Origin of the sequence: Bradyrhizobium sp. CCBAU 45394 (genome assembly GCF_028128655.1) — a bacterium.
Classification (GTDB): domain Bacteria; phylum Pseudomonadota; class Alphaproteobacteria; order Rhizobiales; family Xanthobacteraceae; genus Bradyrhizobium; species Bradyrhizobium diazoefficiens.
The window spans coordinates 38499-52639 of the sequence record NZ_LBIX01000173.1 but is presented as its reverse complement, the minus strand read 5'-3'; the positions used below and the strand labels follow the sequence as shown (position 1 = coordinate 52639).

The window sequence follows — 14141 nt, the reverse complement described above, 5'->3', positions numbered from 1 at the left end:
CTTTGGGTCAGTCGCGTCGTTTTGCGAAGTTCGCGGTAAGGTCCGCTTTAGCCCCAAGAGCCGACGTCGTTAGATCAGCTTCATCCCCTTCAAGCTGGAATGCCCGTTCTTGCCGACGATGATGTGGTCGTGCACGGCGATGCCGAGCGGCCTGGCGATGTCGATGATCGCTTTCGTCATCTGGATGTCGGCCTGCGAGGGCGAGGGATCGCCGCTAGGGTGGTTGTGCACCAGGATCAAGGCGGTTGCCGACAGCTCCAGCGCGCGCTTGATCACCTCGCGCGGATAGACCGGGGTGTGGTCGACGGTGCCGGTCTGCTGCACCTCGTCGGCGATGAGCTGGTTGCGCTTGTCGAGGAAGAGCAGGCGGAATTGCTCCTTGTCGGCAAAGGCCATGCTGGTGCGGCAATAGTCGATCACCTCGTTCCAGGACGACAGCGCGTTGCGGCTGTTGACCTCGCCCTTGGCGACGCGATGCGCGGCGGCTGCGATCAGCTTGAGCTGGTGGATCGCGGATTCGCCGATGCCGTCGACTTCGCGCAAGCGCGCCACCGGCGCGTGCACGACCTCGGCGAACGAGCCGAAAATCTTGATCAGCGTCTTGGCGAGCGGCTTGGTGTCGCGCCGCGGCAGCGCCGGAAACAGCGCCATCTCCAACAGCTCGTAGTCGTTGAGCGCATCCGCCCCGGCGCTGTAGAAGCGCTCGCGCAACCGCTCGCGATGGCCGTGATAGTGCGGCGCGTCCTCCGGCTTGCTCTTGTCGTGGTCGGCTTTGGCGGGCATCGGCCGCCAGCATCGCCGGGGACCTGCGCTTTTGCAACCGTCAATTGCGGGACGGTGCGCCGGTCGCTGTCTTGCCGGTCCGTGCAGGAGCGGGCACCGTGACCGCCACCACGCCTGCGAGAATGAGCGCCATTCCGGCAAGACTGGACCAGCTAAAACGCTCGCCGAGCCACGCGGTGCCGAGCGCCACGGCGAAGCCCGCGCGCAGATAGCTGCCGCTGGTCGTGCCGAGCGGGCCAAGCGTGTGGATCAGCCGGAAATAGATCACCATCGCGAACGCCGTGCAGATCACCGCGAGCGCGATCACCGCTGCGATCGCCTGCGCCGTCGGCGCCAGCGTCCATGGCTGTTCGAGAACGGCGGCCGCGGGGAGCATCAGAACCGCTGCGCAGCTCATGGCTCCGGCGGCCGTGACGATCGCGGGAAGGCCCGAGAAGCGCTGTCCCCATATCGGCGCGACCGCGTAGCAGAGGCTCGCGCACAGCACGGCCGCTTGCGCCAGCGGAGCGGTCGTGCCGATCCCCGAGAGCGCGTCGCCGCCCATGGTCACGGCAACGCCCGCAAGGCCAAGAGCGACGCCGAGGATCTTCCGGCCGCTGACGGTCTGCCGTCCGCGCCCGCTCATCATCGCGATTGCGAGCACGAACATCGGCGGAGTCGCATTGAGCACGCCGGCGAGGCCGCTGGCGATATGCGCCTCGCCCCAGCTGATCAGGGTGAACGGCAGCGCGCTTTGCAGCAGGCCCTGCACGAGGAACGCAGCCCACACCGATCCCCGGCGGGGAAGGGCGTGTCCCTGCGCGCGAGCGATCAGGAGCAGGAGAATGGCCGCGATGGTCACCCGCGCCGCGACCATCGTGACGGGCGGAATCGAGGGGATCGCGACCTTGATCAGCGTGAACGAGCTGCCCCAGATCAGCGCCAGCAGCAGCAGGAGCCCGACCTCGAATGCGAGCGTGGTTTGTCCTGACGTCGTTTGTTGCGCCTGCGTGCTCATGCGATGTGCTCCGGATGTGTCGGCACCATGATCCGGAGCGACGGCGCGGGCTGGCTGAATTCGGACCTCATCGCCCGACCGAGTCCGATTTCAGCTACTCGGCGAGCCGCGCGGCCATTATTCTTCCGCGATGGCGACAGGTTCGGCACATCGGCAAACGCTGCCACCGCATCTCGACTGGGACACATGCGACCGGGCGCGGCTGGCGCGTGCGCGCGCGTTCGACGGCCTGTTCTTCTCCGGCGTCCGCTCGACGCGGATCTATTGCCGGCCGGTCTGTCCGGTTCGCCCCGCGCGCTCCGAGAACGTGACCTTCTATCCGACCGCTGCGGCTGCGGAGCGCGCCGGCTTCCGCCCATGCCTGCGTTGCCGGCCGGAAACGGCGCCGGGGTCGCCGGCCTGGATGGGGACCGCCACCACCGTTGCGCGCGGCATGCGCCTGATCAACGACGGTTTTCTGGATCGCGCGTCGATGGTGGAGCTTGCAGAAGCGCTTGGGGTCGGGCCGCGCCATCTCTTGCGCCTGTTCATGCGCCACGCCGGCGCGAGCCCGAGCGAGATCGCGGCGACCCGCCGGGTGCAGGGAGCCAAGCGTCTGATCGACCAGACTGAGATGACGTTGGCGGAGATTGCGTTTGCGGCGGGCTTCGGCAGCGTCCGCCGCTTCAACGATGCTTTTGCCGCGACCTACAGGCGGCCGCCGTCGTCATTCCGCCGCCGGCGATAGACGGCGCTACTTCGCTGTCATTCCGGGGCGGCGCGAAGCACCGAACTATGGTGCGCATTTGCGCACCTGAGAATCTCGAGATTCCGGGTTCGCTCGCTGATGCGAGCGTCCCGGAATGACACTTTGGGGATCACCCGATCTGCTTCTCGCCGTGCCGCTCCGACAGCGTGAAGATCTCGACGCCGGTCGCGGTCACGCCCACCGAATGCTCGAACTGCGCGGACAGCGAACGGTCGCGGGTCACCGCGGTCCAGCCGTCGGAGAGGATCTTCACATGCGGCTTGCCGAGATTGATCATCGGCTCGATGGTGAAGAACATGCCGGGCTTGAGCTGGACGCCTTCGCCGGGACGGCCGATATGGATGATGTTCGGCTCGTCGTGGAACATGCGCCCGAGGCCATGGCCGCAGAAATCGCGCACCACGCTCATGCCTTGCGGCTCCACGAAACTCTGGATGGCGTGGCCGATGTCGCCGGTGGTGGCGCCGGGCTTCACCGCCGCGATGCCGCGCATCATGGCTTCATACGTCACCTCGATCAGCCGCTCCGCCTTGCGCGCAATCGGGCCGATCGCATACATCCGGCTGGAATCGCCGTACCAGCCGTCGACGATGAAGGTGACGTCGATGTTGACGATGTCGCCCTCTTTCAGCGGACGGTCGCCGGGCATGCCGTGGCAGACCACGTGGTTGAGTGAGGTGCAGGTCGAGTAGCGATAGCCGCGATACATCAGCGTCGCCGGATAGGCGCCATGGCTGAAAGCGAAGTCGCGGACGAACTGGTCGATGCGCTCGGTCGGCACGCCCGGCCCGACGATGTCGGTGAGCTCGTCGAGGCACTTGGCTACCAGCGCGCCCGCCTTGCGCATGCCGGCAAAGGCGCTCGGTCCATGCAGCTTGATCTGTCCGGTCTTGCGCAGGGAGGTATCGGTGGCTTCGACGTAGCTCATGCTTGTATGGTCTTTGCGGGGCTCGATGCGGTGGAAAGGGCTTGATTTCAGGCCCTAATCTAATGATCGCGGGCCTTCATGCAAGCCGAGCGTGGGCCTTGCGCCCGAAAGCGGGCCTAATTCGGGACTTCTACGGTGGTTTCCACCGGCAGGGCGCCGCCGCGGACGCGGATTTCGCGGACCGGATAGGGAACCCGGATGCCCTCTCGCTTGAAGGCCTCCCATAGCGCCAGCATCACGTCGCTTTTGACATTGTCCATGCCGTCGGGGTCGGCGAGCCAGAGGGTCAGCGAGAACTTCATCCCGGCCTCCGCGAACTCGGTCAGGATGCAGTTCGGTGGCTTGGCTTTCTGCGCGCGGGGATGGGCTATGGCCGTCTCGATTGCGAGCTTGCAGACCAGCCTGGGGTCGGCGTCGTAATTGGTGCCGAAGGCGATCTTCACCAGCGTGTTCTTGTCGGTATAGGTCCAGTTGACGACCTTCTGCGTCACCAGGTCCTCGTTCGGCACCAGGAACTCGCGGCCGTCGCCGGCGGCGACGGAAATATAACGCGTCTTCATCGCGCTGATGCGCCCGGTGTTGTCGCCGATGGTGACGAGATCGCCGGGCTTCACCGACTTGTCGGCGAGCAGGATGATCCCCGAGATGAAATTGGCGACGATCTTCTGCAGGCCGATACCGATGCCGACGCCGACCGCGCCGGAGAACACCGCGAGCGCCGAGAGGTCGATGCCGACCGCGCCGAGCGCAATGACGATTGCGATGGCCAGAAGTCCGATGCGGATGATCTTGACCAGCAGCACCTGCACCGACGGCGTCAGATCGGTGGTCGAGTTGATCCGGCTCTCGGCGAAATTGCTGGCGATGTTGGTGGCCCACAGCGCGATGAGCAGCAGCGCGCCGGCCTTGATCACCAGCAGCGGGGTCAGCCGCAGGCCGCCGAGCACGATCGCGAAGGAATCGAGCAGATCGATCGTCGCGTCGAGCTGGCCGAGGATGGAGAGCGCGGCGACGAACCACGCCGTGATCGACACCAGCTTGACGATGAAGGCGTTGCGTAGCACCGAGGTCACCAGCCGGATCGCCAGCCAGGCCAACCCCATCTTGGCGGCGACCATCAAGAGATAGCTGCGGCTCGGCCAGGTCGCATGGTACATCACGAAGCGGGAGATGATCACGAGCAGGGTGAACACCGCCGTCGAGGCACTGGAGACCATGACGCGGGAGAAGTGCCGGAGCGGCAGCGGCCAGCCCATCGCCAGCGACGTCATGTCGACGCGATTGCGAACGCCGGCTTCCGCGGCATAGGCGATGCCGGCTGCCGCGAGAATGAGACCAAATTGCAGGTAGAACCAGGGTGAGGAAATCTCCGCCCCGACGCTGCGTGCGGTCGTCTGCACGAACTCCATGAAGTCTTTGAGGTCCATGTCCATCGGTCTCGTCGGGAAGCGGGGGAGGAATTGATTCGAGGGCGCCGCAGAATCCCACAAAGGGTGCGGTCCGGCCATCGATACACCGCTATGTGAAGCGCGTTAAGGCCGCAAAATACGGGCAGATTGCCGCGAGCGGGAGAAAATGGGTTGGCGCGCCGGTGCAGCGACGATAAGGATGCAAATCCAGCTATTTTTACCCGGAAGGTGGATGGCCTCTCTCGACTCTGTCAGCCTCGCCATATTGCTCGGCGCCGTCCTGGTGATGGCGGGTATCCTGTCGAGCCTGCTTGCGCTGCGCTTCGGCGCGCCCTTGCTGCTCGTCTTCCTTGTGATCGGCATGCTCGCCGGCGATTCCGGTCCCGGGCAGATCCAGTTTGACGACGTCCGCACCACCTATCTGGTCGGCTCGGTGGCGCTGGCCCTGATCCTGTTCGACGGCGGCCTGAAGACGCGCTTTGCCAGCATCCGCACCGTGCTTGCGCCATCCGTGGTGCTCGCGACCGTCGGCGTGCTGCTGACCGCGCTGATCACGGCGCCGTTCGCCAAATACGCGCTCGACCTCAACTGGACGGAGTCGCTGCTGGTCGGCGCCGTGGTGGCCTCGACCGATGCGGCCGCCGTGTTCCTGCTGGTCCATACCCAGGGCCTGCGCCTGCGTCCGCGCGTCGGTGCGACGCTGGAGGCCGAGTCCGGCACCAACGACCCCTTCGCGATCTTCCTCACCCTGATGCTGGTCGAATACATCTCGCTGGGATCGAGCTCGGCGGGGCACGTGCTGATGGAGTTCCTGCAGGAGGCGGTGCTGGGCGCCGTCGTCGGCTTCTTCGGCGGACGTCTCGTCGTCATCGCGCTCAACCAGGTGGCGCTCCCGCAGGGCCTGCATGCGCCGTTCGTGACCACAGGCGCGCTCGTGATCTTCGGCGGCTCGCAGATCATGCATGCCTCGGGCTTCCTCGCGGTCTATCTCGCCGGCATCATCATCGGTAACCGGCCTACGCGCGCGCATAATTCGGTGGTGACCTTCCTCGATGCCGCGACCTGGCTGGCGCAGATCGTGATGTTCGTGCTGCTCGGTCTCCTGGTCTCGCCGAGCCGGCTCGGCGCCAGCGTTTTGCCGGCTGTCGCCGTCGCGCTCGTGCTGATGCTGGTCGCACGGCCGCTCGCGGTGTTCGTCTGCCTGGCGCCATTCCGCTTCAACTGGCGCGAAAGGATCTTCATCGCCTGGACGGGCCTGCGCGGTGCCGTCGCTATCTTCCTGGCGTCGATCCCGATGCTGGTCGGCCTGTCCAAGGCCTATCTCTATTTCGACGTCGCCTTCGTCGTCGTCATCATCTCGCTGCTCTTGCAAGGCTGGACCCTGGCGCCGGCCGCACGCAAGCTGCACGTCGCGCTGCCGCGCGCCGAGCGCGGCCCGAGGCGTGTCGAACTGGATCTGCCCGGCCAGCTCGAGCAGCAGCTCGTCGGCTATCCGGTGCGATCCAAGAGCCTGTACTTCCGCCGCGGCCTGATCCCGTCCTGGTCGAAGCCGACGCTGGTGATCCGCAACGAGAACATTCTGACGCCGACGGAGGCCGATCCGATCGCGCCCGGCGACTACATCTATCTGCTGGCGCCGCCGGAAAAGGCCGAGTCGCTCGACCGCTTCTTCGTCGACATGCAGCCGAGCACCGCGCCGGACCCGCATCTGCTCGGCGACTTCATGGTCTCCGGCGAGCACACGCTCGCCGAGCTCGCCGAGATCTATGGCGTGAAGGTGAGCGAGGACGAAGGCAAGCTGACCTTGGCCGACTATTTCGACGTCCATCTCGACCGCGCGCCGAAAGAGGGCGCTGAGCTTGCGCTGGACGAGATCGTGCTGGTCGCACGCAGCATCTCCGGCGGCCGCGTCAACGTCGTGGGCCTGCGTCTGCCGGAAGACGAGGAAACGCCCGCGCCATTGACGCGCTGGCAGGCGCTGCGGCGCAAGCTGGCGGAGCTGTGGACCTCGGTGGCGGGGGTTTAGGGGGCTTCGCGCGTGGCTGTGAGAGTTGTTGAAGCGAAATGCCTCCCCAACGTCGTCCTGGCGAAAGCCAGGACCCATTACCACCGGCGGCAGTTTTGCGAAGACACGTGGTGACCATCTGTCCCAGCGACTCCTCCGTGGGGTAATGGGTCCCGGCCTTCGCCGGGACGACGGCGGAGGGTGTGGTTCCACCAACAGTGCCCGCATCGAGGAGTCTCTCCTTCGCGCTCGCTGCCGGCTTTTTGTCCAATTCATTGCGGCAACCTTGCGGCTCCATCCAGCGCGAACGTCGCGGATGTTTTTTTGCAAGATGCGCATTCGCGACAGACTCTCGCAATGTAGGCGTGAGACTGAAGCCACTATTGGGTCGGGCTTGATCATCCTGCCAGGCCCGACATGGCTCACCTGCGCGACGCTCCGCGTTCGATGCGGACACGCGCAAGCGGAAAGACATTTGAATGACCTTGGTACTGAACCGCACCTGCGAGACCGACTGCATCGCGAGGGAGATCTCGCATGTCGTCTGCTGACATCCTGCCGTTCTTCCGCGCCTGGATTCGCGATCCTTTGCGTGTCGCAGCGGTTGCGCCGTCGGGACCCGCAGCGTCGTCGCTGATGGCGCAGGAGATTACGGCCGAGACTGGCCCCGTCATCGAACTCGGCCCCGGCACCGGCGTGTTCACCCGCGCATTGCTCGATCGCGGCGTCCGGCAGCAGAATCTGACGCTGGTCGAATACGGCTCCGATTTCATCCCGTTGCTGCAGCAGCGCTTCCCCGGCGCGCGCGTGCTGTGGATGGATGCGGCCTGGCTGGTGAGAGAAAAACTGTTTGAAGGGGCGCCGGTCGGCGCCGTCGTCAGCGGCCTCGGATTGCTCACGATGCCGCCAGGAAAAGTGCTGGCGATTCTCGATGGCGCGTTTGCCTATCTCCGTCCGGGCGGCGCGTTTTTCCAGATCACGTACGGCCCGCGCTGTCCCGTCCCTGATGCGATCCTCGATCATCTCGATCTGCAGGCAAGTTGCATCGGGCAGACCTATCGCAACCTGCCTCCGGCCTCGGTGTACCGGATCAGCCGCCGTCCCCCCTGCGCGTGATCGAGGCACCATGGACACGTCGAGCACGATCGCAATGTTTCTGCACTTCGGCCTGCTGGGCATTGGTTGCCTGGCGATCGCCGAGAAATTCATTCCGCTGTTTCCGTCCTACGTTCTGTTGATGCTGCTCGGTCTCACCGTGTCCGACGGCGCATCGCTGGCCATGACCATCGTGGCGACAAGTGTTGGATCGGTCGTCGGCGCGCTCGGCTGGTACGGGCTTGGCCGCGCGCTCGGCTCGCAGCGGATCGAGCGACTGGTGAGGACTTACGGCAAATACGTGCTGCTGCGGCCCTCGTTCTATCAGCAGCTCACCGATGCCTATCGCGGCAACCATTTCTGGGTCACGCTGATCGGCCAGACGCTGCCGACCGTGCGGATCTATCTGGCGTTGCCGGCCGGCGTGCTGCAACTGGAGCCGCGCGCCTTCGTCACCGCCACCGCAATCGGCACCGTGATCTGGAACATGCCGTTCCTGAGCCTCGGCTATGTGCTGCGCGACAGCGGTCAGGATCCCGTCAGCATCGGCTTCTGGGTGGTCGCCATCCTCGTCGCTGTGGAGGTCGCGATCATTCTCGGACTTCGCCTTTACACGCACGCGATCGCGCGGCCGCGCCTCGCGTCGTCGCGCGCCATCGCCGCCCCCAAGGCCGTGGAGGAGATCGCATGAGACCCCTGTTGTCCCGGTTTCGGTCCGGCTCGCACACGCTTGAGCATCTCACCGCCGCGGTGCTGATCCTGCTCGCCGGCCTTCAGTTCGGTGTCGCGGCGTCCGACGGGCGGCATCGCGGCGCCCAGTTCGCGCTCCTGGTTCTTGCCGTCGGCGTCTATTGGCATCGCTCGATCTTCCGGCGCCGCGCCAACCGCGATGTGACGAAGGCGGTCGCGGGATTGACGGAAGCTGCCGCGATGGCATTCCTGCGCGATGACAATCGCGGCGACCGGCCGGCGCAGAGTCCGGACAGGGATGCGGCTTTGCCGTCCGACGTCGTCAAGGTCAGGAGCTTGTTCATCTCCGATGTCCATCTTGGGACGAGGGGATGCCAGGCCGAGCGGCTGATCGACTTTCTCCATCACCATGACGCCGACACTGTGTTCCTGGTCGGCGACATCGTCGATGGCTGGTACCTGCGGTCGAGCTGGTACTGGCCAGGCACGCACAATGCAGTGGTGCAGGCGCTCGTAGATATCGCGCGGCGCGGCAAGCGGATCGTCTATGTAGCCGGCAATCACGACGAGTTCGTGCGCGACTATGTCGGCTCGACCTTTGGCAGCGTCGAGGTGGTTGAGCACGCGATCCACCGGGGCGTCGACGGCCGCGCTTATCTCGTCGTCCATGGCGATCACTTCGATCTCGTCGTACGCCACGCCCGCTGGCTGGCGCTGCTCGGCGATGTCGGCTACCGCACGGCGCTTGCCTCCAACGTCTGGCTCAACTGGATCCGGAGTCGGTTCGGGCTCGCCTATTGGTCGTTCTCGTCCTGGGCGAAGCTGCGGGTCAAGAATGCGGTCAATCACATCGGCCGCTTCGAGGAGATCCTGTCGTCGGAGGCAAGGCGGCACGCTGCGCAGGGCGTGATCTGCGGCCACATCCATCACGCGGCGATGCATGACGAGTTCGGCATTCGCTACATCAACACCGGCGACTGGGTGGAATCCTGCACCGGTGTCGTCGAGCACCATGACGGCCGGTTCGAGATCATCCGCTGGGTCGAGGCGCGGCCCCAGCAGATGCCGGGGCCGTCGAGCGTGGTGCCGTTCGCACGGGCGGTCGCCTGATGCGCGTGCTGGTGGCGACCGACGCCTGGCGCCCACAGATCAACGGCGTGGTGCGCTCGCTCGAATATCTCGCCAGCGAAGCGCCTTCGTTCGGCGCCAGTATCGGCTTCCTCACGCCGGGCGATTTCCCCACCGTGCCGCTGCCCGGCTACCGGGAGATCCGCCTCGCGCTGGCCTCGGTGGGGCGAATCGAGCGCGCGATCAAAGGCATGGGTCCGGATTCCGTGCACATCGCGACCGAGGGGCCGATCGGGTGGATCACTCGCCATGTCTGCCAGACCCGCGGCTATCCGTTCACGACGAGCTATCACACCCGCTTTCCTGAATATCTGGCGGAGCGGCTGCCGGTGCCGCTGAGGTGGAGCTATGCGGTACTGCGCCGTTTCCACAACGGCGGCGACGGCATCATGGTCGGCTCGCCGACGCTGGAACAGGCCCTGAAGGCGCATGGCTTCCGCAACCTGATGCCTTGGTCGCGCGGCGTCGATGCCGTGCTGTTTCGTCCGCGCAGCGTGCAGCCGCTCGCCTTTCCGGCGCCGGTGTTCCTGTATGTCGGCCGCATCGCGGTCGAGAAGAACCTCGAGGCTTTCCTTGCCTTGGACCTGCCGGGCTCGAAGGTCGTGGTCGGCGACGGGCCGTTGCGTGCGAGCCTGCAGGCGCGGTTTCCGCAGGTCCATTTTCTCGGCACGCGAACCGGGCGAGCACTCGCCGATGTCTACGCGTCAGCCGATGTCTTCGTCTTTCCGAGCCTGACCGATACGTTCGGGTTGGTGATCCTCGAAGCGTTGGCGTGCGGCCTGCCGGTTGCGGCCTTCCCGGTGATGGGGCCGCTCGATGTGATCGGAGAGTCCGGATGCGGCTGTCTCGATGCCGACCTGCGCCGCGCGGCGCTCGCCGCCCTGCAGGTGCCGCGCGAAAAATGCCGGGCCTATGCCCTGACCTTCACTTGGCAGGAAAGCGTGCGGCAGTTTCTCGACAACGTCAAGCGGGCGCATGGCATGCTGACCGACGCCGCGCGGCCGCTATTCGCGAGCTGAGGACGACAAGCAAAAGAGCGGCAACGTCACAAGCCCCTCACGTCAGCACCTTCACCCCGCCGAACGACGTCACGCGCCCCTCTTTCAGCATCACGATTTGCGTCGCGAGCTGGCGCAACTCGGCGACGTCGTGGCTGACATAGACCATCGGGACGTTGGCCTCATCCCGCAGCCGCACCAGATAGGGCAGGATCTCGAGCTTGCGGCCTTCGTCGAGCGCGCCGAGCGGCTCGTCGAGCAGCAGCAGGCGCGGTTTGGACAACAGCGCGCGGCCGAGCGCGACGCGCTGGCGCTCGCCGCCGGAGAGTTTTCCGGGACGGCGGTCAAGCAAGGCACCGATGTCGAGCAGGTCGATGACGCGCCTGTGCTGGGCAGGATCGGGTGCAAGGCGGTTCATCCGTCGTCCATAGTCGAGATTCTGCGCAACGTTGAGATGCGGGAACAGCCGCGCGTCCTGGAACACATAGCCGATGCGGCGGCGCCAGGGCGGCACATGAATGCCAGCCGCGGTGTCGTCCACGGTCTCGCCGTCAATCACGATGGTGCCGCGGTCGGGCCGCAAGAGCCCGGCGATCATGTTGACCAGCGAGGTCTTGCCGGCGCCTGATGCACCGAACAGGCCGATGACGCGCCCTTCGCCGATGAACGATGCGTGAAGCGAGAACTCGCCGAGCTGCTTTTCGACATCGACCCGCAGCATGGTCAATTCCCGTGCAATCGCGCGGTGGCGCGGCGGGCGAACCACTCGGCGGCAATCAGCGCACCCAGCGCCAGGATGACCGAGACGATCACGAGGCGGCCCGCCGCGGCATCGCCATCGGGCGTCTGGATCAACGAATAGATCGCCGAGGAAATCGTCTGGGTCTCGCCGGGAATGTTGGAGACGAAGGTGATGGTCGCGCCGAACTCGCCGATCGCTTTCGCGAAGCCGAGCACCATGCCGGCGAGCACGCCGGGCAGCGCCAGCGGCAGCGTCACGGTGAAGAACACTTTCCACGGTGCCGCGCCAAGCGTCTCCGCGGCCTGCTCCAGCTTGCGGTCGATCGCCTCGATCGACAGCCGCATCGGGCGTACCAGCAGCGGAAACGACATCACGCCGCAGGCGAGCGCCGCGCCGGTCCAGCGGAACGCGAAGACGATGCCGAGATGGTCGGCGAGGAAGCCGCCGACGAGGCCGCGGCGGCCGAAGGTGAGAAGCAGCAGATAGCCGGTCACGACCGGCGGCAGCACCAGCGGCAGGTGCACCAGCGCATCGAGCAGCGACTTGCCCCAGAAATCGCGTCGCGCGAGCAGCCATGCCAGCGCAATGCCGAACGGCGTCGCCACCAGCGTTGCGATCACGGCGACCCTGAGCGAGAGCAGGATCGCAGTCCATTCGGCAGGTGAGATCTCGGACATCAAGTCGCAGATATCACGTCGTGGGGCTGATCAGGAACTTGAAGCCGTATTTTTCCAGGATCGTCTTGGCCGCGGTCGAGCGCAGGAAGGCGAGATAGTCGCCGGTCTCGCCCTTCGCGGTCACGGTCGCGGCAACGGGATAGATGATCGCGGGATGCGAATCCGCCGGGAAGGTGCCGACGATCTTCACGCCCGGCTCGACCTTGGCGTCGGTCGAATAGACGATGCCGAGATCGGCCTCGCCGCGGGCGACCAGCGTCAGCGCGGCGCGCACGCTCTCGGCCATGGCGAATTTCGGCTCGGCCGCCTGCCACGCGCCGAGCTTCTCGAGCGCCGCCTTCGCATATTTGCCTGCTGGCACCGACTTGACGTCGCCGGTCGCGATCCTGCCGTCGCCGGCGAGCTTGGCGAGGTCGAAGCCCTGCGCGATGGTGACGTTGTCGATCTTGGAATCCTTCGGCGCGATCAGCACGATGGTGTTGCCGAGCAGGTTGACTCTGGAAGGCTCGTTGATGGTCTTCCTGGAGATCGCGTAGTCCATCCAGTCGGTGTCGGCGGAGACGAACACGTCGGCCGGCGCGCCCTGCTCGATCTGCTTGGCGAGCACCGAGCTTGCGGCATAGCTGACGCTGAACTTGACGCCGGTCTTCGCGGTGTAGGCCGCGTCGATCTCGTCGAGCGCGTTCTTCATCGAGGCGGCGGCGAACACGGTGATGGTCTTGTCCTCGGCGGCGGCGGGCGACAAAGCCGCGAGCAAAACGATGAAGGCGGAAAAAAGTACGGAAGGGCGGGACATCGGGAGCGCTCCATGCGCGCCTGCGCGCGCCAATAGCGCACGCAAGACGGCGTTGGTTGAGTCAGGGGTGCGATCGGCGGACGCGCTGTTCCGGGGAGCCCGACGGACTTACGGTCCCTCGGGATATCGCTGGGCGCGACCATAACAGGCTGGCGGAACAGGTCAAAGGCGACCTTTGAGGTCAAAGGCGACCTTTGGTCCGACCCTTGCCTACTCGCTCGGCAGGATCGCGATCGAGATAAAATTGTCCCTGGCGCCGCTGACCTGGAGCACCAAGGGCTGCGCCGACAGCTCGTATTTCATGGTCTTGCGGATGCCGTCGCAATCGGTCGCGCCGCTGAAGGCCACGGGCTTGAGGACATGCCCGTCCTGCACCACGTCGACCCAGGCGCCGGCCGACAGGCTGATCGTGTAGAGCCCGGCTTTCGTTGTCTTGATGCCGGTGAAGCCGGCAAAGGTGCCGTCCTTCGGCGCCCGCTCCGGCGGCGTGGGCAGCTTTGCTTCGCTCGGGGCGACCAGCCCCAGCGTAATGGCCGATGACGGCAGCGCAGCCTGTTCGCTCCCCGAAGCGAGCTTCGCACGGTCCGGCGCCGTCAGCGCGGCGCGCTCGCGCTCGATCGGCCATTTGAACTTGTCGCAGCCGCTCGGCTCTTCGGCGGCCGGCGCGGAGGTCGCACCGAGCGTGAGCGCGGCGAGGAAGGTGAGGATGCGCATGTCAAATCTCATCGTTGGCCACGCGAAAGACGCGGGGCTTGCGGTCAGGCTTGTTGAAGAACGGGATGCGCGTCCCGAGATGCCGCGGGCTTACGGCGCGGCGGCAGGCCGATACTAGCGCATTTGGCTGGTGCGAACCAATCAACTCGTTCGTCAGCCCGGGCCGCGCGCCCCAATCACCACTGTCGTCCCGGACAAGCGCAGCGAAGCGGAGCGCAGATCCGGGATCCATAGCCACAGGCGGGTGTGGTCACGGGGATTCTGAGTTGCCAGCTCGCGCCGCAACCACTCCCTGTGGTTATGAGTCCCGTGCTCGCTTCGCGCCCCAGGACGACGGCGGTGAGGAGGCGGCAGCGTCAATATCAGCTCGTCGTCCTGGACAAGCGAGCAGAGCGAGCGCTGATCCAGGACCCATACCCCCAGGATTGTGT

The 14141-nt window shown here is 65.8% G+C and carries 14 protein-coding genes; 6 read left to right on the top strand and 8 right to left on the bottom strand.

Going from position 1 to position 14141, the window contains the following annotated elements; genetic code table 11:
* Positions 1–69: 69 nt before the first annotated feature.
* Entirely contained in the window at positions 70–783 is a 714-nt protein-coding gene (gene radC / locus WN73_RS31640) for a RadC family protein (protein WP_271556188.1), read from the bottom strand.
* A 40-nt stretch (positions 784–823) separates the two neighbouring features.
* Positions 824–1780, bottom strand: coding sequence for a DMT family transporter (locus WN73_RS31635; RefSeq protein ID WP_028175939.1), 957 nt, complete (start codon positions 1778–1780; stop codon positions 824–826).
* A gap of 130 nt (positions 1781–1910) precedes the next feature.
* Here WN73_RS31635 and WN73_RS31630 point away from each other — a divergent pair, with 130 nt between their 5' ends.
* Complete coding sequence (locus WN73_RS31630) at positions 1911–2507, top strand: bifunctional transcriptional activator/DNA repair enzyme AdaA (protein WP_028175938.1); 597 nt, start codon at positions 1911–1913, stop codon at positions 2505–2507.
* 130 nt (positions 2508–2637) lie between these two features.
* Here WN73_RS31630 and map read toward each other — a convergent pair whose 3' ends face one another.
* Positions 2638–3456: a type I methionyl aminopeptidase gene (map, locus tag WN73_RS31625; protein ID WP_011090891.1), complete on the bottom strand. Its 819-nt coding sequence runs from the start codon at positions 3454–3456 to the stop codon at positions 2638–2640.
* A 116-nt stretch (positions 3457–3572) separates the two neighbouring features.
* On the bottom strand, positions 3573–4889 hold the full coding sequence (locus WN73_RS31620; RefSeq protein ID WP_028175937.1) for a mechanosensitive ion channel family protein: 1317 nt from the start codon (positions 4887–4889) through the stop codon (positions 3573–3575).
* A 208-nt stretch (positions 4890–5097) separates the two neighbouring features.
* Here WN73_RS31620 and WN73_RS31615 point away from each other — a divergent pair, with 208 nt between their 5' ends.
* From WN73_RS31615 to WN73_RS31595, 5 genes are all read left to right on the top strand, one after another.
* The gene (locus WN73_RS31615; protein ID WP_028175936.1) at positions 5098–6891 is read left to right on the top strand and encodes a potassium/proton antiporter; all 1794 of its coding nucleotides are present in this window, start codon (positions 5098–5100) and stop codon (positions 6889–6891) included.
* A 516-nt stretch (positions 6892–7407) separates the two neighbouring features.
* Positions 7408–7986: a class I SAM-dependent methyltransferase gene (locus WN73_RS31610; protein ID WP_028175935.1), complete on the top strand. Its 579-nt coding sequence runs from the start codon at positions 7408–7410 to the stop codon at positions 7984–7986.
* Between the two features lie 10 nt (positions 7987–7996).
* The gene (locus tag WN73_RS31605) at positions 7997–8656 is read left to right on the top strand and encodes a DedA family protein (RefSeq protein WP_011090886.1); all 660 of its coding nucleotides are present in this window, start codon (positions 7997–7999) and stop codon (positions 8654–8656) included.
* Between the two features lie 239 nt (positions 8657–8895).
* Positions 8896–9765: a UDP-2,3-diacylglucosamine diphosphatase gene (locus WN73_RS31600; protein ID WP_028175934.1), complete on the top strand. Its 870-nt coding sequence runs from the start codon at positions 8896–8898 to the stop codon at positions 9763–9765.
* Positions 9765–10802, top strand: coding sequence for a glycosyltransferase family 4 protein (locus tag WN73_RS31595; protein ID WP_028175933.1), 1038 nt, complete (start codon positions 9765–9767; stop codon positions 10800–10802). The genes WN73_RS31600 and WN73_RS31595 overlap by 1 nt, the downstream gene beginning before the upstream one ends.
* A gap of 37 nt (positions 10803–10839) precedes the next feature.
* Here WN73_RS31595 and modC read toward each other — a convergent pair whose 3' ends face one another.
* The 4 genes from modC to WN73_RS31575 form a co-directional block, all read right to left on the bottom strand.
* On the bottom strand, positions 10840–11502 hold the full coding sequence (gene modC, locus WN73_RS31590; protein WP_028175932.1) for a molybdenum ABC transporter ATP-binding protein: 663 nt from the start codon (positions 11500–11502) through the stop codon (positions 10840–10842).
* Positions 11503–11504: 2 nt separating this feature from the next.
* Positions 11505–12200 carry a molybdate ABC transporter permease subunit gene (modB, locus tag WN73_RS31585; protein WP_011090882.1) on the bottom strand — a complete coding sequence of 232 codons (696 nt, stop codon included), beginning with the start codon at positions 12198–12200 and terminating at the stop codon, positions 11505–11507.
* A gap of 13 nt (positions 12201–12213) precedes the next feature.
* On the bottom strand, positions 12214–12996 hold the full coding sequence (gene modA, locus WN73_RS31580; protein ID WP_271556181.1) for a molybdate ABC transporter substrate-binding protein: 783 nt from the start codon (positions 12994–12996) through the stop codon (positions 12214–12216).
* 210 nt (positions 12997–13206) lie between these two features.
* Positions 13207–13710, bottom strand: a complete 504-nt coding sequence (locus WN73_RS31575) for a hypothetical protein (RefSeq protein ID WP_271556180.1) — start codon at positions 13708–13710, stop codon at positions 13207–13209.
* Between the last annotated feature and the right edge of the window lie 431 nt (positions 13711–14141).